A 23,057-nucleotide genomic window follows, 5' to 3' on the forward strand; every position below is an offset into this window, starting at 1 on the left:
CAGCCGCTGGCAGGCGCGACATTTAAACCCAAAATTAGCAATTCAGTGACGATTGGCGTTATGTTTACGAAAAGAGGCAACCGCGCCCGATACGCACCAACGCGCCGATTTCGTCTGCTGCCCGTGATAGTCGGCTCTGGTCATCGTACCCGATCGCTCTCCAATGGGGTCATCGTCAGTTGACTCGGCCCGGTAGCCAGCGGTTTCGGACGCGCTGGTGGCCTGGGTAGCCCTGCCCCATACTGCTTAACCGTAACCTGAATGAATACCACTGCTGAACCTCCTGTTTTTATTACCGGCGCCACGGGGCTGATTGGCTCACACGTTGCCCGGCGCTGCCTGGCCGACGGCCGGCGTGTGTCGGCGCTGAAACGTCCCGATTCAGACTATGGTCTGCTGGCCGATGTCGCCGATCAGCTAAGCTGGCACGAAGGTGATGTACTCGACATTCCCTCGCTCGAAGCGGCCATCGAACCGGGCTCCGACGTGGTTCACGCGGCTGCTCTGGTCAATTTTCTGCCCCGCGACCGGGCTCTGATGGAGAAAGTCAACGTCGATGGCACGGCCAATGTGGTCAACGCCTGCCTGCGGGCCGGTGTCCGGAAACTGGCCTATGTGAGTTCGGTAGTGGCCCTGAGCCGGCCCGCCCGCACGCCCGCCACCGATCGCCAGAGCCAGCTCGATCCGATTTTTATCAATGAAGACCAGAAGTGGGAAGAGTCGCCCTATAACTCGGCCTACGGCAAGGCCAAGCACCGGGCCGAACTGGAAGTGTGGCGCGGTACGGCCGAGGGCTTGCCCGCCGTGATCGTAAACCCGACCATCGTGCTGGGGGTGGGACAGTGGGGGCGCAGCAGTCTGCAGATTGTGGAATATCTGGCCCAGGAGCGCCGGTACTACATGGGCGGACTGGTCAACCTGGTCGATGTGCTCGACGTGGCCGATGCGCTGGTGCAGCTACTCGCCAGCCCGATTCAGAACAAACGCTTCATCCTGAACGGGGGCACCATTCCGTACAAAGACTTGTTTGAACAGTTAGCGGAGGCCATGCAGACGCGACCACCCTACATCCGGGTGTCGCGGCTGGTCAGTCAGATCATCTGGCCTATCGAGTCGCTGGTTGCCCGGTTGACGGGGCGAAAACCACTCGTTACGCGCGATGCGTCGGTAACGGCCAGCCTGCTGTACAGCTATGATGGCCGGCGTATTCGGCAGGCCATTGGTTTTCAGTACCGTCCGCTGGGTGAGACTCTGAAACGGGTTGGACAGGCCTGGCGGATGAGCCGAAACAGCCGCTGATTTTTGCGTTGACCGGTTGCAAATCCGGTCGACAGATGGTATATTTAACTGCCACAGGATAAATCGCACCACTGGTGCGGCCCCTATCCGCTCAACACTTTTAGAGGCACACGCATGGAGCAAGAGTTTGAAGAACGAGAAGGGGATATAAAGGAGTCGATCCGGCGGTTTGAGCAAATGCTGGATCAGCAGCAGAGTCAGTTTTTCGACCTTGATGTCTATGAGCAGATGGTGGAGCATTACCTGAATCGGGGCGATCTGGACAAGGCGTTCAAAGCAGCCGAAGCCGGGCTCGAAAACTTCCCCTATGCCCTGGAATTATTGCTCGACAAAGCCCAGATTCTGGCCAACTACCAGCGTTTCGATGAGTCGCTGGCCCTGCTCGAGCGGGCATCGCTGTTCAACCCCGGCGATCTGGACGTATCCTTTATGGAGGGCTCGGTACTGAATATGGCCGGGCGCTATCAGGAAGCCATCGGCGTGCTGAGCGAGCTGCTCGACCGCGCCGAGGATAAAGACGACATTCTGTTTCAGCTGGGCCAGAGCTATCAGAACTGGGGCAAGTACGACGAAGCCATTCAGCAGTATAAACGGGCTATTGCGCTCAACATCAACAACGAAAACGCGCTGTACGAACTGGCCTTCTGCCTCGATATTACGGGTGAACTCGAAAACAGTCTGTCGTATTACCAGCAGCTGATCGATCAGGAGCCTTATTCCCATAATGCCTGGTACAACATTGGTATTGCCTACAGTAAGCTGGCCCGTTACCCCGAGGCCGCGGAGGCCTACGACTACGCCATCATCATTAAAGATGACTTTGCGTCGGCTCACTTCAACCTGGGTAACACGTACATGAATCTGGGGCTGTTCGAGAAAGCGGAGCACTGTTACCGCGAAACGCTGAAGTTCGAGGAGCCAACCGCCGATACCTACTGCCACCTCGGCGCCAGTATCGAAAAGCAAGACCGCGTTCCCGAAGCCATTCAGGCCTATCGCGAAGCCATCAAACTCGATGCGCTCTGGGATGAAGCCTGGTACGGTATCGGGGTGTGTCTGAGCGAATCGGGCAAGTGGTATGAGTCGCTGCCGTTTTTGCAGAAAGCCATCAAGATCAACGACAATAACGGTGAGTATTACCTCGCCCTGGCCGAAACCGAATATAAAGTCGGCAACGTGCTGTCGAGTGTCGAGGCTTTTGAAAAAGCAGCCGAGGTCGACGGGCAAAACCCCGATGTGTACCTGACCTGGTCGCTGGTACCCTTCGATCAGGGCGACTTCCTGAAAGCCAACGACATCATTCAGGCGGGTCTGGACGATATGCCTGCCGAGCCCGATCTATATTACCGGTCGGCAGTCTACCTGATCCATGCCGGTCACTACCGCGAAGCACTCATCCGGCTCGAAGCGGGGCTATCGCTCGACTTCGACGCGCATGTACAGCTGTTCGAATTTTTTCCCGAACTGGAAAAACAGAAGGCGCTCTACAAAATCATTCAGCAGTATCGTAAGGACAATCAGCCCGACACCGACGACGATAAGGGCGCAATGGCCTGATCGGAGTAACTGTCTATAAGCCGCCACCAAAACGAAGGGGCTCATGCGTGTGCATGAGCCCCTTCGTTTTGGATCAGGTATGGGTGTCGGTATCAGTTGGCGTCGTCGAGCAGTTCCTTACGGGATACGTTCTCGCGGGGGGCTTTGTTGAATTCGGCCCGCCATTCTTTGCTCTTGTAATCGCCCCGTTTCACCGACCGGATAAAGTTGGCCCAGGCGAAGGGATTGGTAAAGGCAAAGGTGGGCTGGAAGCCCCGGTTCACGACCGACTCGCGCCCAAAAAACTGCTGATTGACAAAACTCTGGTGGTTAGCCGCAGCACCCATCGGCATGGTGGCTGCCATCCGCATGATAGCGGCCGGGTCGGTATTGCGGGCCAGGTTCTCGCGCTCTTTTTCGTCGGGCAGTTTCAGGTTCACAAAGGCTTCCTTAAACAGCTCTTCCGTCGCGTAGGGATACACCTTCACCTCGGCCAGCGTTTTCACGTCTTCCTGCAGGGCAACAACGGCCGAGTAAGTCAGCTCGGTCAGGCGACGTGGAATAATATGGTATTGGGTTTTGAAACCGACGTAGCTGAAGATGATACTGTCGCCGGGATAAACGGGCAACGCAAAATAACCGTTGGGGGCCGACAGAACCCCTTTGCCTGCCTTCGGAATGTAGATGTAAGCGCCGGGCAGGGGCTCGTTGTTTTTGCCCCCGGTCAGGAAGCCGGTAAACGTAACCTGACGCTCCTGCCCCTGTGCCCGGGCGGTTGTGAACCGGCCCGATGCCAGCAGCAACAGCAGACCAATCAGGGTAATATATAGGAATGAGTGCTTCATGCCAACCTAAGCTGTACGGCGTATTTAGTCAATAACCCGACAAAATAACGAATGATTCGGAGGGGATGGGCATGCCCGGCCATAATTTAACCTTTGTTAAGACCCGGACGATGTTGCCTGCCACCGTAACAGAAAGCGGGGGGTGTTCTATTTGTACTCCTTTTTGGCTTCGTCGATATCCATCTCGGTTAGTGCGCCCATCTGCCCCAATGTGGTCAGCACCTCAATGGTATGCGCCTTGTCGGGGTCGGCGGCAACTTCGGGCGATACCTCGCCATAAACGGCCTGCGCGACAGCGTAGCGCAGCTGGGCTACATTCGACTGCGCAAAGGCTTCGTCGAGGTGGTGAAGGGGCTCGTGGTGTTCGTCAGGAGAAGCAGATGGTGTTGGCTCGGTGTTCATGGTCGTATAGTCGCTGTTTGTAACCAGTCTAACACCGAAACCCGTGTTTAGGTTATGCTAAACAAAATGGTCGATCGGGGGTTGGTTGCCCACGCCCGATCGACCCCTGAGCCAGACCACCCCGGCGACTAGGTAAACAGTTTCAGAAACGTAATGATGAACGGAGCCGCCAGCAGCAACCCATCGAAGCGGTCGAGAAAACCGCCGTGGCCGGGAATACTCGTGCCCGAATCTTTGATGGCAATGCTGCGCTTGAAGAGCGACTCAACCAGATCGCCGTAGGTACCCGTCACAACGATGATGCCGCCGACGCAGTACCACTGCCAGGGCCGTAGTTCATTGTCGTAAAAGGCCAGCCCCAGGGCCACCAGCCCGGCAGCTGCGGCCCCGCCCAGCGCGCCTTCCCACGACTTCTTGGGCGACACCCGCTCGAAGAGTTTACGCTTGCCAAAGTAGGTGCCGGCAAAGTAAGCGCCGATGTCGCTGGCCCATAGCAGCAGCAGGCAGCCCGTAATGATGATGGGATGGTACGTATTGCCGCGTAGCGCCAGAATGATGAGCAGGGCAAACGGCATGGCCACGTAGATGATACCCAGAAACGTAAAGCCGATGTTGGTAAACGGCTTCATGTCGCGCTTTTTATAGAGCTTGATGAGGAAAATCATCGACGAGGCCGGGCAGATAATAAAGTAACTGCCGGTGCTGATCTGGTCGGTTTCGACGAAATACGCCAGCACGCAGATGATGCAGCCTACGATCGTACCGTAGGCCGTCAGCGGCTGAAAGCCGTCGAGGCCCAGCAGGCGGTAAAATTCGCGCTGGGTGAGGGCGCTGACGAGGGTAAACAGCAGGGCGAAGGTCCAGGCATCGTACCAGATCATAAACAAAATGAACGGTACGCCGGCAACGGCCGCAATAACCCGCTGCTGCAGGTTGGTCAGGTTAGCTAAAGCTTGCTTCATTCTCCAGAATAATCTTGGCTACGATGGCGTCTTTGGCCATCACGTGGACCTCACTGTTACCCAGGCCGGCAACGGGGTAGCTGCTGCTCTGCCGGTTGATTACCACTGCCTGAATGTCGTGCTCCAGGAGCAGTGCTTTGGCCAGTTCGGCCCGGTGGGGCAGGGGCGTCGTCAGAATAGATTCCCAGCGGTCTGTCATGCGAAAAAGGGGGAGTAGCGAGGGTTAGCCGCCTGGTTGATCGTGGTTGGTTCGGTAAAAATACACCAGCAGTCCGGCGGTCAGTGCGCCTGCGATCAGGGCTCCCAGCACCGGTACCGACTCGGTACGTTCGATGTCGATGGGGATCAGCTGCTGCTGGTACAGATACACCATCCCTACCGTAACGCCATTATTGACAAAGTGGGCCAGAATGGCTACCCAAAGGTTGCCCGACCACAGGTAGAGATAACCGAACAGGGCACCCAGCAGCATCCGGGGAAAGAAACCCAGAAACTGTACGTGGATGGCGCTGAAGAAAAAAGCAGCCAGCCAGATGCCCGCGTGTACGTTGCCCGTCCAGATGGCGAGGTTGCGCTGCAGGATGCCACGAAACAGGGTTTCTTCGCCAATGGCGGGGATAACGGCAATCACCACCAGGGCCACCACCAGCTGCAGGGGCGACGCAAAGGTGGTCAGAAACTTGGTGACCAACTCCAGACTGGCTTCCTTGGCGCGGATCCAGCGTTCGACCGGCGCCAGGGTATCGGGCAGGTGCAGGTGCTGGTTCCAGTCGATGATCAGCCCGTCGAATGGCATGAAAAACACCACGATCAGCGCGACGATCAGCGGAAAACCGGCTACTGTTGCCAGCGACCGGCGGTTAAACCGCGACCACTGCTGCCGCTCGATCCAGTACCAGTAGGCCAGTGAGGGCAGCAGAAACGAACCCAGATGGTTGATCGCCTGCAGCACCATCAGCCGGTACCAGCCGTTGGCTACGGTTTGGGGGCGGGTGGCCAGTTGCTGAATCTGGGCCTGGATGGCGGTAAACGACACGCCGTCGGCCAGCATCAGCCCCCCGAAGAGCAGCAGCGTGCTGAGTACACCCCCCATCAGGATAAACCCGATCAGCAGCATCAGGCCGCCGAGGGTAGGGGGTCGCGAAGAAGGGGAAGAAACGGTATAGGCTGCATCCATATTTCCGGTAAATTTACAGACTCGTTCGTATAATCCGCAAAAGGGAACCTAATTGACCTTCGGATTGTGCTAAATTGAACTAAGCGGGCCGGCCCTGCCACTGGGGGCGGCCAACGGATTGTATGGTCAAGATTGGCAACATAGAACTTCCTGATTTTCCGTTGCTGCTGGCACCCATGGAGGATGTCAGCGATCCGCCGTTTCGGGCGGTGTGCAAAGCCAACGGAGCAGATCTGATGTACACCGAGTTTATTTCGTCGGAAGGACTTATCCGCGATGCCGCCAAGAGCGTGCAGAAACTCGATATTTTTGAATACGAACGGCCCATCGGCATTCAGCTCTTTGGCTCCGACGTGGAAACCATGGGCGAGTGTGCCCGCATTGCGAGCCGGGCCAACCCCGATCTGATCGACATCAATTACGGCTGTCCCGTCAAGAACGTGGCCTGCCGGGGTGCCGGCGCGGCCCTGCTGCAGGATATACCCAAGATGGTGCGCATGACCGATGCCGTGGTACGCGCCACGCACCTGCCGGTAACCGTAAAAACCCGGCTTGGCTGGGACGACAGCACCAAAAACGTGGGCGAAGTGGCCGAGCGGCTGCAGGATATCGGTATCAAAGCCCTGACCGTACACGGCCGCACCCGCGTGCAGATGTACAAGGGCGAAGCCGACTGGACGCTCATTGGCCGCATCAAGGAGAACCCCCGCATCACTATCCCGATCTTCGGCAACGGCGACATCGACTCGCCCGAGAAAGCGGTCGAATACAAGAACCGCTACGGGGTCGATGGCGTCATGATTGGCCGGGCCAGCATTGGCCATCCCTGGGTGTTCGATGAGATCAAACATTTTATCCGGACGGGCGAGCACCGGCCCGCACCGACCATTGCCGACCGGGTGGCCGTATGCCGCCAGCACCTCGATTTCTCGATTCGGTGGAAGGGCGAGATTGTGGGACTGTTCGAGATGCGCCGGCACTACGCCAATTATTTTAAGGGACTACCCGATTTCAAACCGTTCCGGCAGCGGCTCGTAACCACCGACACCTACGTGGGCACGAGCGCCGTGCTCGACGAAATTGCCGAGGTCTACGGCGTGGGTCAACTCGTCTGATCGACGGGTCCGTAACCGGACAAAAGCCGCCGACGGCCGGGACGATAGAGCCGGGCGGTCGGCGGCTTTTGTCTGGGGTATGCATTCGTGCCGGGGTTTCCCTAGTTTTGTCGGGCAACCGGTAGCGGCATCCGCACCGGTGCTTTTATCAACAAACACCGTCCTGAACCGATGTACACAACAACCATCAACGAACAGCCCCTGACCATCGATTTTACAGCCGACGGCCCCACCCTCAACGGCGCGCCCTTTACCTGGGACCTGCTGAAGCAGTCGGACCGGCAGTTCCACATCCTGCACCAGAACCGGTCCTACAGCGCCGAGGTGCAGACCATCGATCCTGCTACCAAAACGGTGCAATTGCTCATCAACGGCCACGCCTATACCATTTCGCTCAAAGACCGGTTCGACCGGCTGCTCGAGCAGATGGGCATGAGCAATGCCGCCCTGGCCCGCACCGCCGATCTGAAAGCGCCCATGCCGGGTTTGATCGTGGGCGTAAGCGTGGCCCCCGGCGACACGGTGCAGAAAGGCGACAGCCTCCTGATTCTGGAAGCCATGAAAATGGAAAACAACCTGAAAGCCCCCGGCGAAGGCACCGTCAAGGCCATTCGCATTGCCAAAGGCGACCGCGTTGAAAAAGGACAGGTGCTGATCGAATTTGCCTGATCGACACGGCGGCCCGACCCGCGGCTCAACCCCCAGCTGTATGATCGATTTCGTGTCGCGCCGGCAGTTTCTGGCCGCTGCCGTTGGGGCAGGGGGGCTGCTGGCGGTGCCGCCGGTGGCTGCTGCCGTGGGCGCTCGCACCCCTCCGGGCACCACTGCGCCCCTGCCGGTACACCTCTTCTCGAAACACCTCCAGTTTCTCGACTACGACGAACTGGCGGACGTGGCGGCCGAACTGGGCTTCACGGGGGTCGACCTGACGGTGCGGCCGGATGGACACGTTCGGCCGAAGGTGGTCGAAACGGAACTGCCCCGGGCCGTGGCGGCTATCCGGAAGGCGGGTTTGCTGGCGGTCCAGATCACCACTGCCGTGAGCGATGCCGGCAGCGAACTGGACCGGCGGGTGCTCACCACGGCGGCCGGGCTGGGCATTACGCACTACCGCCTGAACTGGTACCATTACCCGGAGCGGGGTTCGCTGCCCGACGCCCTGCGGGGTTTTGCCGATCAGCTGGCGGCCCTCTCGGCCCTGAACCGCGAGTTAGGGCTGGTGGGCTGCTACCAGAACCACGCCGGGCAACGGGTGGGCGCATCGCCCTGGGAGCTGGCGCAACTCATCGACCAGGCCGACCCGGCGCATCTGGGTGTGCAGTACGACATCCGCCACGCCACCGTCGAAGGGGGTCTATCGTGGCCCACCGGTTTTCGGTTGCTGGCGCCCCGCATCCGCTCGATCGTGCTGAAAGACATGCGCTGGGAGCGGGTGGCCGGCCGTGGGCAGGTAATCGACACACCCATCGGAGCGGGTATGGTCGACTTCCCGGCTTATTTCCGCTTACTCAAACAAAGCGGGCTCCGGGGGCCGGTGGTGCTGCACGCCGAACACCCGCTGGGCGGGGCCGAACACGGCGCCCGAACCCTCACCGTACCGCCGTCGGTAGTCTATACCGCCCTCAGACAGGATCTGGCGCGGGTACGGGCGCTCTGGGCCGCGATCTGAACCCGCAACGGCCCGGCCGACCATTTTGCGGGAACGGGCTGGGTCGCCCGCGGGTTTTTTCTATCTTTGCGCTGCAAAAAGTATCCCCATGACATCACAGACGAAGTATAAACGCATTCTGCTCAAATTGAGCGGAGAGGCTCTGGCTGGCCCAAACGGCTACAATATTGATCCTGTCGTGCTGGAACAGTACAGCAAAGAAATCAAAGAAGTTGTTGACTTAGGGGTACAGGTTGCCATTGTTATCGGCGGGGGCAACATCTTCCGCGGGGTGTCGGGCGAGCGCTCGGGCATCGACCGGGTGCAGGGCGACTACATGGGGATGCTGGCTACGGTGATCAACGCCATGGCCATCCAGAGCTCGCTCGAAAAGCACGGCATGTACACCCGCGTGATGTCGGCCATCAAGATGGAGCAGGTCTGCGAACCCTACGTACGTCGGCGGGCCGTTCGGCATCTCGAAAAAGGACGCGTGGTGATTTTTGGTGCCGGCACCGGTAGCCCGTACTTCACCACCGATTCGACCGCCAGCCTGCGGGCCATCGAAATCGAAGCCGACGTGGTGCTGAAAGGTACCAAGGTCGACGGGGTGTACTCGGCCGATCCGGTGAAGGACAAAACCGCGACCCGCTACACGACGATCTCGTTCGACGACGTTTACGAGAAGAAACTAAACGTGATGGACCTGACGGCCTTCACCCTCTGCCAGGAAAACGACCTGCCTATCATCGTCTTCAACATGAACCAGACGGGCAGCCTGATGCGGGTGGTGATGGGCGACGACACGGCCGGAACCCTCATTACCTCGAATGTGTGATTGTACAGTTGATTCGTTGTCTGGTTATATCGCGTCGTAACGTTGCCACCGCCGGATGGGCGGTCGCGCCAGCAACCCGATACCTGTACAACGCCCCAACGCCATTGCTATAAAACAGACGGTACAAATGGAAGAAATCGAATTATATCTGGACGACGCCCGGGATACGATGGAGAAGGCGATCAAGCACCTCAACATCGAACTGACCAAAATCCGGGCCGGTAAGGCTAACGCCGGCATGCTCGACGGGATTCAGGTGGAGTACTACGGTATGCTGTCGCCCCTCAACACGGTGGCTGCGATCAACACCCCCGACGCCCGCACCATCTCGATCAAGCCGTTCGAGAAAAAGCTCATCGGCGAAGTGGAAAAAGCCATCCGCAACTCCAACCTCGGTTTGTCGCCCAACAACGACGGCGAAATTATCCGGCTGAGCATTCCGATGCTGACCGAGGAGCGCCGGCGCGAGCTGGTAAAAAAAGTAAAGCAGGAGGTTGAAGTCGCCAAAGTCAACGTGCGCAACATCCGCAAAGACACCAACGACGGTATCCGCAAGCTGGTGAAAGACGGCGTATCGGAAGATGCCGTGAAGATCGGCGAAGAGCGGGTGCAGAAACTGACCGACGCGTTCATCGCCCGCGTCGACGAAACGTTTGCCGCCAAGGAGAAAGATATCCTGTCGGTCTAATCACCGCCGGATTCATCCATCCAGCGCCCATCCTCGCTCCGAGGTTGGGCGCCTTTTTTTGTGGGGGCGCGAACGGAACAGGCCGGCACGCTGAATCAGGTTTGATTTTTCGCATTGGTCCCCATCGCCACAATCCACCCCCGGGCGGTGGCGTTTAGGGGCAAATAGGGGCAAACGCCTATCTTTGCCCGACGTACCGTCTTTTCTCCATGAACCAACCGTCTTTTCTTCAACGCTACCTGCCGCATATCCTGGCGGTGCTGGGGCTGCTTGTGCTGTCGATCGTGTATTTCTCGCCCGTGCTGTCGGGTAAAACGCTGGCCCTGATGGATGTGCAGCAGGCGTCGGCCTCGGCGCAGGAAATCCGCGAACTGGCCAAGGCCACGGGGCAGAAACCCCTCTGGACCGATGCCCTGTTCAGCGGTATGCCGGCCTACATGATCGACTTCGATTACCCCCACATTTATATCTACAAAGCCATTACGGCGGTGCAGAGCGTACTGCCCGCCTTCGCCAGTCTGGTCTTTATCATGATGGCCAGCGCCTACCTGTTGCTGGTGGTGCTGGGCTGTAACCCCTGGCTGGCGGTGCTGGGCGCGGCTGCCTACGGGCTGGGCTCGTTCAGCATCATCAGCCTCGAAGCCGGCCACGTCTCCAAAATTCTGGCCCTGGGCTACGGGGCCGGCGTACTGGCCGGGCTGGTGCTTTGCCTGCGCGGCCGCTACTGGCTGGGGGCCGCCGTTACGGGCGTCTTTCTGAGCATGGAGTTCGGTGCCAACCACATCCAGATCACCTATTACCTCTTTCTGACCATTGGCCTGTACCTCGTATTCGAGGGGGTGGCGCTGCTGCGGGCGGGCCGGAGCCGCCAGCTGCTGTTCGGACTGGTGGCTTTCGGGCTGGCCAGCGCGCTGGGCGCGGGCAGCTTTGGCAAGCGCCTGCTGGTGCTCAACCAGTACACCAAAGAAACCATCCGGGGCACGTCGGAACTGACGGCCAAAACCACCAACCCCGATGGCAAGTCGAGCGCCAGCGAATCGAAGGGGGGGCTCGACAAGGAGTATGCGTTCAGTTACAGCTACGGCAAAGCCGAAACCCTCACGCTGCTAATTCCGAACCTCTACGGGGGCGCATCGGGGGGCGGCCTGTCGACGAGTTCCGATTTCTACAAGGCACTCGTCGGGCGGGGTGTCGAAGCCGGCGCGGCCAAAGAGTTTGCCGAACGGGGAGCGCCGACATACTGGGGCGATCAGCCCGCCGTGGGTGGACCCGCCTACGCCGGGGCGGCCCTGCTGTTTTTGTTTGTGCTGAGTCTGTTCGTGCTGCGCGGTCCTGTGCGGTGGTGGCTGCTGAGTGCGGCCGGGCTGCTGATTGTGCTGGCCTGGGGTAAAAACCTGCTGTGGTTCAACGAACTGCTGTTCGACTACCTGCCGTATCTGAACAAGTTCCGGGCCATGACCATGGCGCTCTGCCTGGCCCAGCTGTTTATGGCGGTGGGCGCGGCCCTCGGCCTGCAGGCCATCGTCGACCAGAAGCTGACATTCGGGCAGCTTAAACAGCCGCTGGTTATCAGCCTGGGTCTGACGGCGGGCGTAGCCCTGGTGCTGGCCGTGATGGGGGGTGCGTTCTTCGACTTCCAGACGGCGCTCGATCTGCCCCGGATGCAGAGCTACTTTGGCGATGCCGCCAATGAATTCAAAACGGCACTCATGGCCGACCGGCAGAGTCTGCTGCGGGCCGATGCCTTTCGGTCGGTTATCCTGATCGTACTGGCGGCCGGGCTGGTGTGGGCGCTGCTGACGGGTAAACTGAAACCCGGTCTGTTCTACCCGCTTATCGTGGCGCTGGTGGTGTTCGATCTATTTGCCGTCGACAAGCGGTTCCTCAACAGCGCCGACTTTATCACCAAAACGCAGGCTGCCGAGGTGTTCTCGCCCACCGCAGCCGATCACCAGATCATGCAGGATCGGTCGCTGGGTTACCGGGTGTTCGACCAGACGCCCGACTTCATGAGCAGCAACCGGGCCTCGTATTTCCACCGGTCGGTGGGGGGGTACCACGCGGCCAAGCTGCGCCGGTACAATGAGCTGATGACCTACGCCTTCCAGGCCAATACGCTGGGCATTTTGAATATGCTCAACGTGAAATACGTGATTCAGCAGCCCCAGCCCACTGACCCCAACAACCCGCAGCAGCCGGCAGGGCCGCAGGCGCTGCCCAACCCGCAGGCGCTGGGGGCTGCTTGGTTTGTGAGCACCGTGGTGCCGGCTGCCGATGCCGATGCCGAACTGGCGCTGATGAAAACGCTGAATCCCCGCGACTCGGCGGTGGTGGGGCAGTCGTTTATGGGCCAGCTGTCGGGGTTGCCGGCTACGCTCGATCATACGGGCAGTTCGGTACAGCTCACCAGCTACCATGGCGATAAGCTTACCTACTCGGTCGATGCCGCCCGCGAAGGCGTGGTGATATTCTCGGAAGTCTACTACCGCGGTCAGGAAGACTGGCAGGCGTTTATCGATGGTAAACCCGCGCCCCACTTCCGTGCCGACTATGTGCTGCGGGCCATGCGCGTGCCGGCGGGCAAACACACGGTCGAATTCCGGTTTGACCCGCCCCTCGCCAAAACCGGCGACACCATCGACCTGATCTGCAACGTACTGCTGATCGGTCTGGTCGGCTTCGTCGCGTTCAGCGCCAGCCGGGGCACCGGTTCCGTACCTGCCGGTTCAGCGCCGGTCGATACGCCGGCGGTACCCGAAGCACCGGTGGGCCAGCCACTGACCGACGATTCGAAAAATCGCCCGAAGAAACGATAGACCCCAGGCCAGGTCTGGGCACCGGGGTGCGTTCTGCCGACTGGGCGGGGCGCACCCCGTTTTTGTGTACCGCTGCCTAAAACGACAGGGCGGGGCTTGCTAATCCACTGGGCAGACGGCACTTTCGGGTATGAGGCACGGGTACGCTGTTTTCCTGGTTGGCTGGCTGCTGGCGGTGCCGGTACGGGCGCAGCTACCACCCAAAAAACTGCTGATCTACTACGGCTATCCGTCGTACATCAACAAAACCTACGACGCGGGGCGGGCGGCTGCGGAATATGCACGCTACGACTACGTGGTACTGGGCGATGGTTACCAGTTCGACAGTCACCCCGATTACGCGGCCATGGTCAGCCTGCTGAACAGTGCTACGACGGCGGGCGTCCGGTTTTTTGGATATGTCGATCTGGGCGTAACCAACGGGACGCAGAACCGAACCCCGGCCGAGCTCCGCGACCGGATTGACCGCTGGAAACGGGCGGGCATCGACGGTATATTCTTCGACGATTTTGGCTATGATCACGGCGTGAGCCGGCAACGGCAGAACGACGCGGTGGCCTATGCCCACGCGCAGGGACTGCCGGTAGTCGCCAACGGCTGGAATCCCGACGACGTGCTGGGCCGGCAGACCAATGCTGCCTACAACCCCACCGGCGTGCCCCCGGTGCTGGGGGCTGCCGATTGCTACCTGCTGGAAAGCAACCTGATTGCCGAAGGGCAGTTTCAGGACCCGGCGTTCTGGCAAAGCCGGGCCGACCGGACGCGGGCCTATCAGCGGAGCCTCGGTATCCGGATTTTGTCGATCACAACGAACAACAACGCCAACGCCTACGACGCGGCCCGGTTCAGCTATGCCTGGTACGGTGCCTTTTTGTATGGACACGAAGCCACGGGCTGGGGCGAATACGCCTTTGCGGCCAGTACGGTCGAATGTCCGTATCGCGACCGACCGGTTGTCGGAACGCCCGGCACTCGCTTCCTGACCGAGCCCGCCCGATCGGGTTCGGAGTCGGTGCGGTTTACCAACGCGGGGCGCATCCGGCTCAACACCACAACCCACACCGGCGACTTCACACCCTCTAGCCGTTGTCAGGCCAACGCGTCGGGCAACTGGTCCAATCCGGCCCTTTGGTCGTGCGGGCGGGTGCCGTTTCCCTGCGATCCGGTTCAGATTTCGGCGGGCCAGCGCATCACGATCGACAGCCCGGCGCAGGCCCAAACCCTGCAGCTCGACGGGAAAATCCAGTATTCGATACCTGCCGGCCAGCTCCAGCTATATCCCTGACGGGGCGTTCCCGCAACCGGTTGCTGGCAGCAAGTGTAAATAGGCTCTTCTGATCACCACGCTGATGTGTGTGGGCATCCGTAGCGCTCGCCTGTTTTCGGAGCGGGGGATGGATGGACCTGAAAACAGGCGCGGGGCTACCCGGGCTTGCGCCATCAGGAAGCCCCGCGGGTTTGGGGTCGTGCGGGTCGGGTTCGCCAGTCAGGCGGGGGGCTTAGCCGGCTCGGTAAGCCGGGCGGTTTCGGCGTGCCGGATCACGTCGGGGCAGATGGTGCAGGCGGCCCAGCCGCGCTGCATAAACCAGCGGCACTGGCTTCGGATGGGGCAGTCGGCGGGGGCCGTCGAGGCTGGCTGGGCACTGATGAGCCGGTCGGCGAGCGAACAGCGCTTCGCGCCCTCGTCCCACTGGTGACAACCCCGCTCGATGCAGGTGCCACTGAACCGGAACCGTTCTTCGGGGGGGCGGCCCCGCCGGGCTTCGGTCACGAAGGTGGCGTCGATGCGGATGGGCGTTGTCAGCAGCGCCACCCGTCCGTCGGCGCCCACGATGCCCAGCAGCCGCGCCCCCGGCCGGGCCACGTAGCTGGGACACAGGGGAGCAGGAGCGGCCGGGGCTGGTTTCATACGTGCGGCTGACCGACCAGGTCCTTGAGCAGTTTGATCCGGATGCCGTTGATCAGGATATCCTTGTTGATAACCAGTTTCGGGTCGACCTGAAACCGTTTGGCCACCGTAAACTCAGCGTGGTTGTCGATGCCGGCCAGTTCGCGCATAACCACTTCCTGAATGCCCGACGAGATGCGTTTGCTTTGGTCGGGCGTCAGCGTAACGCCGTCGAGCAGCGCCATGAAGGAGGTGTTGGGGGTCTTTTCCATTGAGTTGTGTAGTGAATGATGGAAGAAAAGGGTAACTGGGCTGATGGATAGCCCGTAACAAAGGTAACGGGCGGGCCAAACGCGCGTAAGCGTCGAACTACGGCTTTTTAAATCAGGGAGTTATACGTACGGTGGGCTGTGGATACTACCCGCCGGATTGGTAGAAAAACTGCCTGAGCGGGGCCTGCCCCGACCCGATTGGGCGTAACTTGCCCCTTCTGACCCATACACCATGTCGTACCGTTCCTCCCTGCGTCAGCACACCTACGTGTTCGACGACCTGAAAACGCTGCTGGCCCGGGCCACCCCCCGCCGGTCGGGCGATGAACTGGCCGGCGTAGCCGCCCGGTCGGCCGAAGAGCGCGTGGCCGCCCAGCTGGCCCTGGCCGATCTGCCCGTTACGACCTTCCTGAATGAGGCCGTGGTGCCCTACGAGCTGGACGACGTGACCCGGCTCATCCTCGACACCCATGATTTGACGGCGTTTGCCCCCATTGCGCACCTGACCGTGGGGGAACTGCGCGATTACCTCCTGGCCGATACGACCACGACAACCGACCTGACGCGGCTGCAGCCGGGCCTGACCCCCGAACTGGTGGCGGCCGTGTCGAAGCTGATGCGCAATCAGGATTTGATTACGGTAGCGGCCAAATGCGAGGTGGTGACGCGCTTCCGAAACACGTTGGGCCTGCGCGGCCGGTTCAGTACCCGGCTGCAGCCCAACCACCCCACCGACGACCCGAAGGGAATCGCCGTCAGTCTGGTCGATGGGCTGCTCTACGGCTCGGGCGACGCGGTAATCGGCATCAACCCCGCCACCGACCACGTGCAGTCGACGGTGCGGCTGCTGCACCTGCTCGACGGAGTGCGCGAGCGCTTTGCCATTCCCACCCAGACCTGCGTGCTGAGCCACCTGACCACCACGCTGCAGGCCATCGAACAACGGGCCCCGGTCGATCTGGCGTTTCAGAGCATTGGTGGCACGCAGGCGGTCAACACGTCGTTTGGCGTCAGTCTGTCGCTGCTGCGGGAGGGGTTCGACGCCACCCGCGCCCTGCACCGGGGTACGGTGGGCGCCCAGGCCATGTATTTCGAAACGGGGCAGGGGAGTGCCCTGTCGGCCAACGCCCACCACGGGCTCGATCAGCAGACGGCCGAGGTGCGCGCCTACGCCGTGGCCCGGGCGTTCGATCCGCTGCTGGTCAACTCGGTGGTCGGTTTCATCGGTCCCGAATACCTGTTCGATGGCAAACAGATTATCCGGGCGGGGCTCGAAGACCACTGCTGCGGCAAGCTGATGGGCCTGCCGATGGGGGTAGACATTTGCTATACCAACCACGCCGAGGCCGACCAGGATGATATGGATACCCTGCTGACGTTGCTGGGCGTAGCGGGCATCAACTTTATCATGGGGATTCCCGGGGCCGACGATGTGATGCTGCATTACCAGAGCACGAGTTTCCACGATGCGCTCTACATCCGCCAGTTGCTGAACCGCCGGCCCGCGCCCGAATTCGAGCAGTGGCTGCTGTCGATGGGGCTTATGAATGAACAGGGGCAACTCCTCGGCGTTAAAGCCAGCCATGCCCTGCTGACCGGGCTGTGAAGCCACGGCCCCTGTGCCGCCCCCATCCGTTAAGGCCCGACGGCTGCGGTACGCCGTGGCAAAGAAGCCGCCAATTCATTACCTTGCACCCATACCGAACCTGTTCTGACCGACACCCTATGCGCCGTTTTTTTCTGATTGGTTTACTACTGATACTGGCGGGTGCTGCCTGCTCGCGGATGCAGCCGGACGCGGATACGCTGACGCTCGACGTGGCCGCCCAGGAACGCGACTGCATGGGCATGGGGCCGCGGAAATGCCTGTACGTGCGGGAAAACGGCAAAGGTGACTGGCAGCTTTTTTACGATCCCATCGAAGGCTTTACGTTTGAACCCGGTTACACATACACGCTGCGGGTGAAACGGCAGGCTGTCGAGAACCCGCCCGCCGATGGGTCGTCGCTGCGCTACACGCTTGTCAAACAGCTTCGGAAAGACCGCGCATGATACCCGCCGACCGCGAGGCTGCCGGCCCCGACCCCTGGGCGTTTTTACAGGCGCATACGGCTGCCCGCATTGCGCAGGGCCGCACGGGGCACAGTCTGCCCACCCGCGCGCTGCTGGCCTTTCAGCTCGACCACGCCCGCGCCCGCGATGCCGTCTGGACGCCACTCGACAGCGAGACCCTGTGCGCCGAACTGGCCCATTGCCGGCCCGATCCGGTAGTGCTCCAGAGCCAGGCCGTCGACCGGGTTACGTACCTGCAGCGCCCCGATCTGGGTCGGTGCCTGAGTTCGGCCTCGCTCAATCGGCTGGAAACGATGCCTTTACTTGAATTTCCCACACTGGCGATCGTTGTGGCCGACGGCCTGTCGGCCACGGCCGTGCAGCGTCATGCCGGGCCGGTAGTGGCGGGCGTGGTGGCCGGGGCCGCCAAACAGAACTGGGTGGTGGCGCCAATCGCGGTGGTGCAGCAGGGGCGGGTCGCCATCGGCGACCCCATCGGCCACGCCCTCGGCGCCCGGCTGCTGCTGGTACTCATCGGCGAACGCCCCGGCCTGTCGTCGCCCGATAGCCTGGGCGCCTACCTGACCTACCAGCCCCGGCCGGGCCTGACCGATGCCGACCGCAACTGCGTGTCGAATATCCGCCCCGAAGGCATGCCCTACGGCGCGGCCATCGACAAGTTGCTGTATCTGCTGGGTGAGATGCACGCGCACCAGCTGTCGGGCGTGGCCCTCAAAGACGATATGCCCGTGCCTACTGCAGCGCATACGTTTTTCCCGGCTTCGAGCGCACAAACCCCCGAAACTCCAGATTGAGCAGCAGCGCGGCCAGCCGGTTCATCGGTATCTGGGCCTGCCAGCTCAGTTCATCGACGTGCAGATCGGTATGCTTGCGCAGCAGGGCCAGCACCTGACTTTCCTCGTCAGTAATGTCGAGAGGCAGGGGGGCTGTGGTTTTGGCGGAGGGCGTTTCCGAACCGATCTGATCCCAGTTCAGAGCCTCGATCAGATCGCGGGGGCTGGTGTAGATCTGGGCCTTGTGTTCGCGGATAAGCTTGTTACACCCCGCCGAAAAAGCCTGACTCAACTGCCCCGGCACTGCAAACACCTCGCGGTGGTAGTTGTTGGCGTATTCGGCCGTGATGAGCGCGCCCCCTTTGGCCGCGGCTTCGACCACGACCAGGGCATCGCTCAGGCCGGCAATGATGCGGTTCCGGGCCGGAAACAGGTGGGCGTCGGGCTTGGTACCCGGTGGGCTTTCGGTGAGCAGCCCCCCCAATGGCAGCATCTCCTGCGCCGTTTTCTGGTGCATGTTCGGGTAAATGATGTCGAGGCCACTGGCCATCACACCCACCGTGGGCAGGCCGCTGACCAGACTGGCGCGGTGGGCCGCAATGTCGATGCCATAGGCCAGGCCACTGATCACCGAGATGCCCAGCGGGGCCAGCGCTTCGATGAGTTCGCTGGTGGTGCGCCGGCCGTAGTCGGTGGCTTGCCGGGTGCCCACCAGCCCGATGGTGCGGCTGGCGTTGAGGGTGCCGCCCCCCTGCCAGTAGAGCAGGGCCGGCGCGTCGTAGAGTGGTTTGAGCCGGGCCGGGTAGTGCGCGTCGGTGTAAAACAGCGCCTGCGCACTCAGGGCGTCGAGCCGTTTCAGAATGCGTTCGGCCTCGGTCAGGGCATCGGGGCGGAGGATGGCGCGGGCGGTTACCTCGCCGATGCCGGGAATCCGCAGCAGCCGGGCCAGGGGCGACCGGAACACGTCGGCGGGCGAGCCGCAATAGCTGATTAACTGGCGGATGAGCACGCTGCCCACGCCGGAAACGCGCGTCAGCGCAATGGCATGAAGTTGATCGGTCACGGGTATGGTACGGAGGGCATTGACTGAACAGGCAAGCTACCAAATCAGCGCCTGAAAAACCACCCCGCCCGCCCCAATCGGGCGAAGCCACAATTGATCACGCGCCGACCCGCCAATGAACGCCAATGTTACGAGCTGCCCGGCAGTGATAGCACTAGCATAACGGGACGGTCATATTCAGTTCACGGCTGAGGGGTTGCTTTGTGGAATCGTTTCAACCCTCTTTTCATTTGCTCTCTCTATGCGGCTTCATAACTACCTGTTGTCGTCGGCGTCGCTGCTGGCCCTGTTCGCCCTGGCGTCCTGTACCGATCATCGTGATCCGGCCAGTCCGGCCGTAACGCTTCAGAACCAGTCGGTAACGCCGGTGCTGGCCCGGCTTCTGCCGGGGGCGTCGGCTGCCGGCGGTCGGGCGGGTGCCATCAACCTGTATTCGCTTCTGAGCAGTGACGACGTGCTGCCCCAGTCGCCCAGGTACGTATTCGGTGGCTCGGCCGATGGCGCGGGCCTGTTCCAGAACCCCGACGGGACCTACAGCATCCTGGTCAACAACGAAGACAACTTTGCCGTGTCGCGCATCACGCTCGACAAAACCTTCAAACCCGTCAAGGGTGAGTATGTGCTCAACTCCGACGGCGGTACCTGGCGTCTGTGTTCGGCCACGCTCGTCACACCCCTCGAACACGGCTTCGGCCCGCTGTTTCTGACCAGTGGCGAAAGTGGCGAAGAATCGCGCACACATGCCCTCCGGGTCGATGCCGATGCGCAGCAGGCGGGTATCACGCGCGAAGTAGCCGGTCTGGGCCGGTGGAGCGCCGAAAACGCCGTGCCGCTGCCGAAAACGGCTTACCCCGGCAAAACGGCTATCATTATCGGCGACGATGATTCGGGTACCAACGGCGGACAAGTAGCGCTGTACCTGACCAATACCGTGGGCGACCTCGACAACGGGTCGCTGTACATGCTCAAACGCAGCAATGGCAACCAGCGGGAGCGTGACATGGTCACAGGCAGCAGCTACGACGTGGAATTCGTGAAAATCGACAACCACAAAACGCTTACCGGCGCGCAGATCAATGCCAAAGTCAATGATCTGCAGGCGATCAAGTTTGGTCGTGTCGAAGACGTGGATTACCGGAAAGGGGGCGGGGCCAACGGCCGCGAAGTAATCTTCGCCGTTACGGGGCAGAACAACACGGGTGTCAACGCCGATTATTCGCGGTCGAAATACGGCCGCATTTACCGCCTGACGATGGATGCGGCCGATCCCACTAAAGGCAAGCTGGAAGTGCTGCTCGACGGTGACGACCGCACCGGTATCGCCAAAACCTTTCAGGACCCCGATAACGTCTGCGTGACCAGCAACATGGTCTACATCATGGAAGACCCCAACGGCTACGGCGACGAAAAACACGATGGCTACGTGTATCAGTATAACCTCAACACCAGACAGCTCACGCCGGTGCTGGAACTCGATCACCGCCGGAACGAAGCCGATGCCGCCAAATACAACGTGGGTGGCACCTCGGCCCTGGGCGACTGGGAGAGCAGCGGTATGATCGACGTATCGGATGTGACGGGGCGCCCCGGCACCTTTATGCTCGGTATTCAGGCCCACACCTGGAAAGGCGACCGCTACAAAGGTGTCGACGGCGGCTCGAAACGGCTTGCCGAGAACCAGGCCAGCCAGCTCATTCTGATCGAAGGGCTGGCCCGCTAACACCCAACGGCCTCCGGGCCACGGCTCGACCGGCACCCGTGCCGGTCGGGCTTTTTTCGTCTGTTACTCCTCCCGCCTGTATGCTTGCTCCGTTACCGCTTCCGACTGCATCGATCCCCGTACGTTTCCGCCCTGGCCTGTGGCCCCTGGTGGCGGGGCTGGCCGCCGTCTGGCTGCTGATCGGGTTGTATGGCCTGCTGCGCCCCACGCCAGCGCCCGCCGACCGGGTGCAGCAGCAGTATGTAACCGACGTGGCAGCTCTCGATTCGGCCGCCCGCACGCTGCACCGGGCCCTGCAGGGCAACCGCCCGGCCGGCGAAGTACAGGCCGCCCTGCGCCGGACCCGCCTGGCCTACAAACGGGCCGAATGGCTCACCGAGGTCTTCACGCCGGAAACGGCTAAAAGCATCAACGGCCCTAACCTGGCCGAAATCGACGAGGTAGACCGGCGGGAAGAAGCGCCCGAAGGCCTGCAGGTACTGGAAGAAGGGTTGTTTCCCTACGATCCCGCCAACCGCGACGTGCTGACGCACCAGGCCGCCGTGCTGGTGTCGAACATCGGGCGCCTGCGGCAGGCCGCGGCTACGAGTTCATTCACCGACAGCCATATCTTCGACGCCATGCGGCTGGAGGTATTTCGGGTTATTACGCTGGGCATCACGGGCTTCGATTCGCCGGTGGCTCATCTGTCGCTGCCCGAAGCCGCCGAAGCCCTGACCCGGCTTCGGGAAACGACCCGGCTCTATGCCCTGGCCGACCACGATGCGGCCCTCGACAGCCGGCTCGACCAGACGTTTGCCCGCGCCGATTCGGTGCTGCGGCAGGGGGGCGATTTCGACCGCTTCGACCGGCTGGGCTTTATCACGCAGCAGGCCAATGTCCTCAGCGGGCTACTGCTCGATGCCCAGAGAACCCTCGCTATTCCCGTGTTCGACGAGCATCGGTTTCTGTCGCCGGCGGCCCGGACGCTCAACGATCCGGCAGCCTTCGACCCCGCCCATTTTGTGAGTACCCACGCCGACCGGCCTACCCCCGCCCGGGTCGCGCTGGGCAAAACCCTGTTTTTCGATCCGGTCCTGTCGGGGCGTGGGCAGCGTACCTGCGCCAGCTGCCACCAGCCCGGCCGTGCGTTTACCGACGGTGAGCCCACCAGCCGGACGGCGGCCGGCACGGGCCGGATTCGGCGCAATGCCCCCACACTGCTCAATGCTGCGTTGCAGGGCGCTCAGTTTATGGATTTGCGGGTTACGTTTCTGGAAGATCAGGTGGCCGATGTCATCCGGAATCCGGCCGAGATGCATGGCTCGCTGCCCGATGCCGTACGGGCCCTGCGACAGCAGCCCGACTACCGCCGGCAATTTGCCCGTGCCTATGCGGAGGGCGTAACCGAACGCACGGTAACCAACGCGCTGGCCAGCTACATTCGCTCGCTGACGAGCCTCGACTCGCGCGTCGACCGCTACCTGCGCACGGGGGGCGGGCAGCCCGCCCTGCTGACCAGTCAGGAGCAACAGGGCTTCAATCTGTTTATGGGGAAAGCGCAGTGCGCTACCTGCCATTTCTTTCCGCTGTTCAACGGCACGGTGCCGCCGGGGTTTGCGAAAACAGAAAGCGAGGTACTGGGCGTGCCCACCGGCCCGGGCAGCCGCCGGCTCGATCCGGACCTGGGCCGCTACGAAGCTACCCGCATGGCCGGACACCGGCACGCATTCAAGACGCCCACGGTACGCCACGTGGCACAAACGGCACCCTACATGCACCAGGGCACCTACCAGACGCTCGAGCAGGTGGTCGACTTCTATAACCGGGGCGGGGGAGTGGGGCTGGGCTACGCGGTGCCCAACCAGACCCTGCCCGATGGTCCACTGCACCTGAGTAAACTGGAGCAGGCCGCGCTGGTTGCGTTTCTGAAAGCCCTGTAGGCCGAAACGGGTGCCGGGCC

The 23,057-nt window shown here is 61.4% G+C and carries 22 protein-coding genes; 14 read left to right on the forward strand and 8 right to left on the reverse strand.

What is annotated here, in order from left to right:
* The first annotated feature begins 261 nt into the window (after positions 1 to 261).
* Together ACYVAC_RS19820 and ACYVAC_RS19825 are read left to right on the forward strand one after the other, a co-directional pair.
* Positions 262 to 1,299, forward strand: a complete 1,038-nt coding sequence (locus ACYVAC_RS19820) for an NAD-dependent epimerase/dehydratase family protein (protein ID WP_461099532.1) — start codon at positions 262 to 264, stop codon at positions 1,297 to 1,299.
* A 114-nt stretch (positions 1,300 to 1,413) separates the two neighbouring features.
* The gene (locus tag ACYVAC_RS19825; RefSeq protein ID WP_461099533.1) at positions 1,414 to 2,856 is read left to right on the forward strand and encodes a tetratricopeptide repeat protein; all 1,443 of its coding nucleotides are present in this window, start codon (positions 1,414 to 1,416) and stop codon (positions 2,854 to 2,856) included.
* 92 nt (positions 2,857 to 2,948) lie between these two features.
* Here ACYVAC_RS19825 and ACYVAC_RS19830 read toward each other — a convergent pair whose 3' ends face one another.
* From ACYVAC_RS19830 to ACYVAC_RS19850, 5 genes are all read right to left on the reverse strand, one after another.
* Positions 2,949 to 3,680, reverse strand: coding sequence for a carboxypeptidase-like regulatory domain-containing protein (locus tag ACYVAC_RS19830; RefSeq protein ID WP_461099534.1), 732 nt, complete (start codon positions 3,678 to 3,680; stop codon positions 2,949 to 2,951).
* 147 nt (positions 3,681 to 3,827) lie between these two features.
* Positions 3,828 to 4,082 (reverse strand): hypothetical protein, encoded by a 255-nt coding sequence (locus ACYVAC_RS19835; RefSeq protein WP_461099535.1) that lies wholly within the window; start codon positions 4,080 to 4,082, stop codon positions 3,828 to 3,830.
* A gap of 128 nt (positions 4,083 to 4,210) precedes the next feature.
* Positions 4,211 to 5,044, reverse strand: coding sequence for a phosphatidate cytidylyltransferase (locus tag ACYVAC_RS19840; RefSeq protein WP_461099536.1), 834 nt, complete (start codon positions 5,042 to 5,044; stop codon positions 4,211 to 4,213).
* Entirely contained in the window at positions 5,025 to 5,243 is a 219-nt protein-coding gene (locus tag ACYVAC_RS19845; RefSeq protein WP_461099537.1) for a putative signal transducing protein, read from the reverse strand. Before ACYVAC_RS19845 ends, ACYVAC_RS19840 begins: the two co-directional genes overlap by 20 nt.
* Before the next feature lie 24 nt (positions 5,244 to 5,267).
* A complete protein-coding gene (locus ACYVAC_RS19850) occupies positions 5,268 to 6,221 on the reverse strand; it encodes a lysostaphin resistance A-like protein (protein WP_461099538.1) in 954 nt (317 codons plus the stop codon).
* Positions 6,222 to 6,343: 122 nt separating this feature from the next.
* Here ACYVAC_RS19850 and dusB point away from each other — a divergent pair, with 122 nt between their 5' ends.
* From dusB to ACYVAC_RS19885, 7 genes are all read left to right on the forward strand, one after another.
* A complete protein-coding gene (gene dusB / locus ACYVAC_RS19855) occupies positions 6,344 to 7,336 on the forward strand; it encodes a tRNA dihydrouridine synthase DusB (RefSeq protein ID WP_461099539.1) in 993 nt (330 codons plus the stop codon).
* A gap of 171 nt (positions 7,337 to 7,507) precedes the next feature.
* The gene (locus ACYVAC_RS19860; RefSeq protein ID WP_461099540.1) at positions 7,508 to 8,005 is read left to right on the forward strand and encodes an acyl-CoA carboxylase biotin carboxyl carrier protein subunit; all 498 of its coding nucleotides are present in this window, start codon (positions 7,508 to 7,510) and stop codon (positions 8,003 to 8,005) included.
* A 40-nt stretch (positions 8,006 to 8,045) separates the two neighbouring features.
* Entirely contained in the window at positions 8,046 to 9,005 is a 960-nt protein-coding gene (locus ACYVAC_RS19865) for a sugar phosphate isomerase/epimerase family protein (protein ID WP_461099541.1), read from the forward strand.
* 88 nt (positions 9,006 to 9,093) lie between these two features.
* Positions 9,094 to 9,822, forward strand: coding sequence for a UMP kinase (gene pyrH, locus ACYVAC_RS19870; protein WP_461099542.1), 729 nt, complete (start codon positions 9,094 to 9,096; stop codon positions 9,820 to 9,822).
* Positions 9,823 to 9,949: 127 nt separating this feature from the next.
* Positions 9,950 to 10,510: a ribosome recycling factor gene (gene frr / locus ACYVAC_RS19875; protein WP_461099543.1), complete on the forward strand. Its 561-nt coding sequence runs from the start codon at positions 9,950 to 9,952 to the stop codon at positions 10,508 to 10,510.
* A gap of 209 nt (positions 10,511 to 10,719) precedes the next feature.
* Positions 10,720 to 13,326, forward strand: a complete 2,607-nt coding sequence (locus ACYVAC_RS19880; RefSeq protein WP_461099544.1) for a hypothetical protein — start codon at positions 10,720 to 10,722, stop codon at positions 13,324 to 13,326.
* A gap of 130 nt (positions 13,327 to 13,456) precedes the next feature.
* Complete coding sequence (locus ACYVAC_RS19885) at positions 13,457 to 14,611, forward strand: hypothetical protein (RefSeq protein ID WP_461099545.1); 1,155 nt, start codon at positions 13,457 to 13,459, stop codon at positions 14,609 to 14,611.
* 201 nt (positions 14,612 to 14,812) lie between these two features.
* On the opposite strand, the gene ACYVAC_RS19890 is transcribed toward ACYVAC_RS19885, so the two are convergent.
* A complete protein-coding gene (locus ACYVAC_RS19890) occupies positions 14,813 to 15,235 on the reverse strand; it encodes a hypothetical protein (protein WP_461099546.1) in 423 nt (140 codons plus the stop codon).
* Positions 15,232 to 15,486 (reverse strand): hypothetical protein, encoded by a 255-nt coding sequence (locus tag ACYVAC_RS19895; RefSeq protein ID WP_461099547.1) that lies wholly within the window; start codon positions 15,484 to 15,486, stop codon positions 15,232 to 15,234. The genes ACYVAC_RS19890 and ACYVAC_RS19895 overlap by 4 nt, the downstream gene beginning before the upstream one ends.
* Positions 15,487 to 15,718: 232 nt before the next feature.
* Here ACYVAC_RS19895 and ACYVAC_RS19900 point away from each other — a divergent pair, with 232 nt between their 5' ends.
* From ACYVAC_RS19900 to eutC, 3 genes are all read left to right on the forward strand, one after another.
* Positions 15,719 to 17,092, forward strand: coding sequence for an ethanolamine ammonia-lyase subunit EutB (locus ACYVAC_RS19900; RefSeq protein WP_461099548.1), 1,374 nt, complete (start codon positions 15,719 to 15,721; stop codon positions 17,090 to 17,092).
* Positions 17,093 to 17,211: 119 nt separating this feature from the next.
* Positions 17,212 to 17,538, forward strand: a complete 327-nt coding sequence (locus ACYVAC_RS19905; protein WP_461099549.1) for a DUF4377 domain-containing protein — start codon at positions 17,212 to 17,214, stop codon at positions 17,536 to 17,538.
* Entirely contained in the window at positions 17,535 to 18,353 is an 819-nt protein-coding gene (gene eutC / locus ACYVAC_RS19910) for an ethanolamine ammonia-lyase subunit EutC (protein ID WP_461099550.1), read from the forward strand. Before ACYVAC_RS19905 ends, eutC begins: the two co-directional genes overlap by 4 nt.
* Here the strand turns inward: eutC and dprA are convergent.
* Positions 18,292 to 19,395 carry a DNA-processing protein DprA gene (gene dprA, locus ACYVAC_RS19915; protein WP_461099551.1) on the reverse strand — a complete coding sequence of 368 codons (1,104 nt, stop codon included), beginning with the start codon at positions 19,393 to 19,395 and terminating at the stop codon, positions 18,292 to 18,294. The two genes, eutC and dprA, sit on opposite strands and share 62 nt — an antisense overlap.
* Positions 19,396 to 19,636: 241 nt before the next feature.
* Here dprA and ACYVAC_RS19920 point away from each other — a divergent pair, with 241 nt between their 5' ends.
* Positions 19,637 to 21,115, forward strand: coding sequence for a hypothetical protein (locus ACYVAC_RS19920; RefSeq protein WP_461099552.1), 1,479 nt, complete (start codon positions 19,637 to 19,639; stop codon positions 21,113 to 21,115).
* An 80-nt stretch (positions 21,116 to 21,195) separates the two neighbouring features.
* Positions 21,196 to 23,037, forward strand: coding sequence for a cytochrome-c peroxidase (locus tag ACYVAC_RS19925; RefSeq protein WP_461099554.1), 1,842 nt, complete (start codon positions 21,196 to 21,198; stop codon positions 23,035 to 23,037).
* The last annotated feature ends 20 nt before the right edge of the window (positions 23,038 to 23,057 follow it).

This window comes from Spirosoma luteolum, from assembly GCF_054778875.1.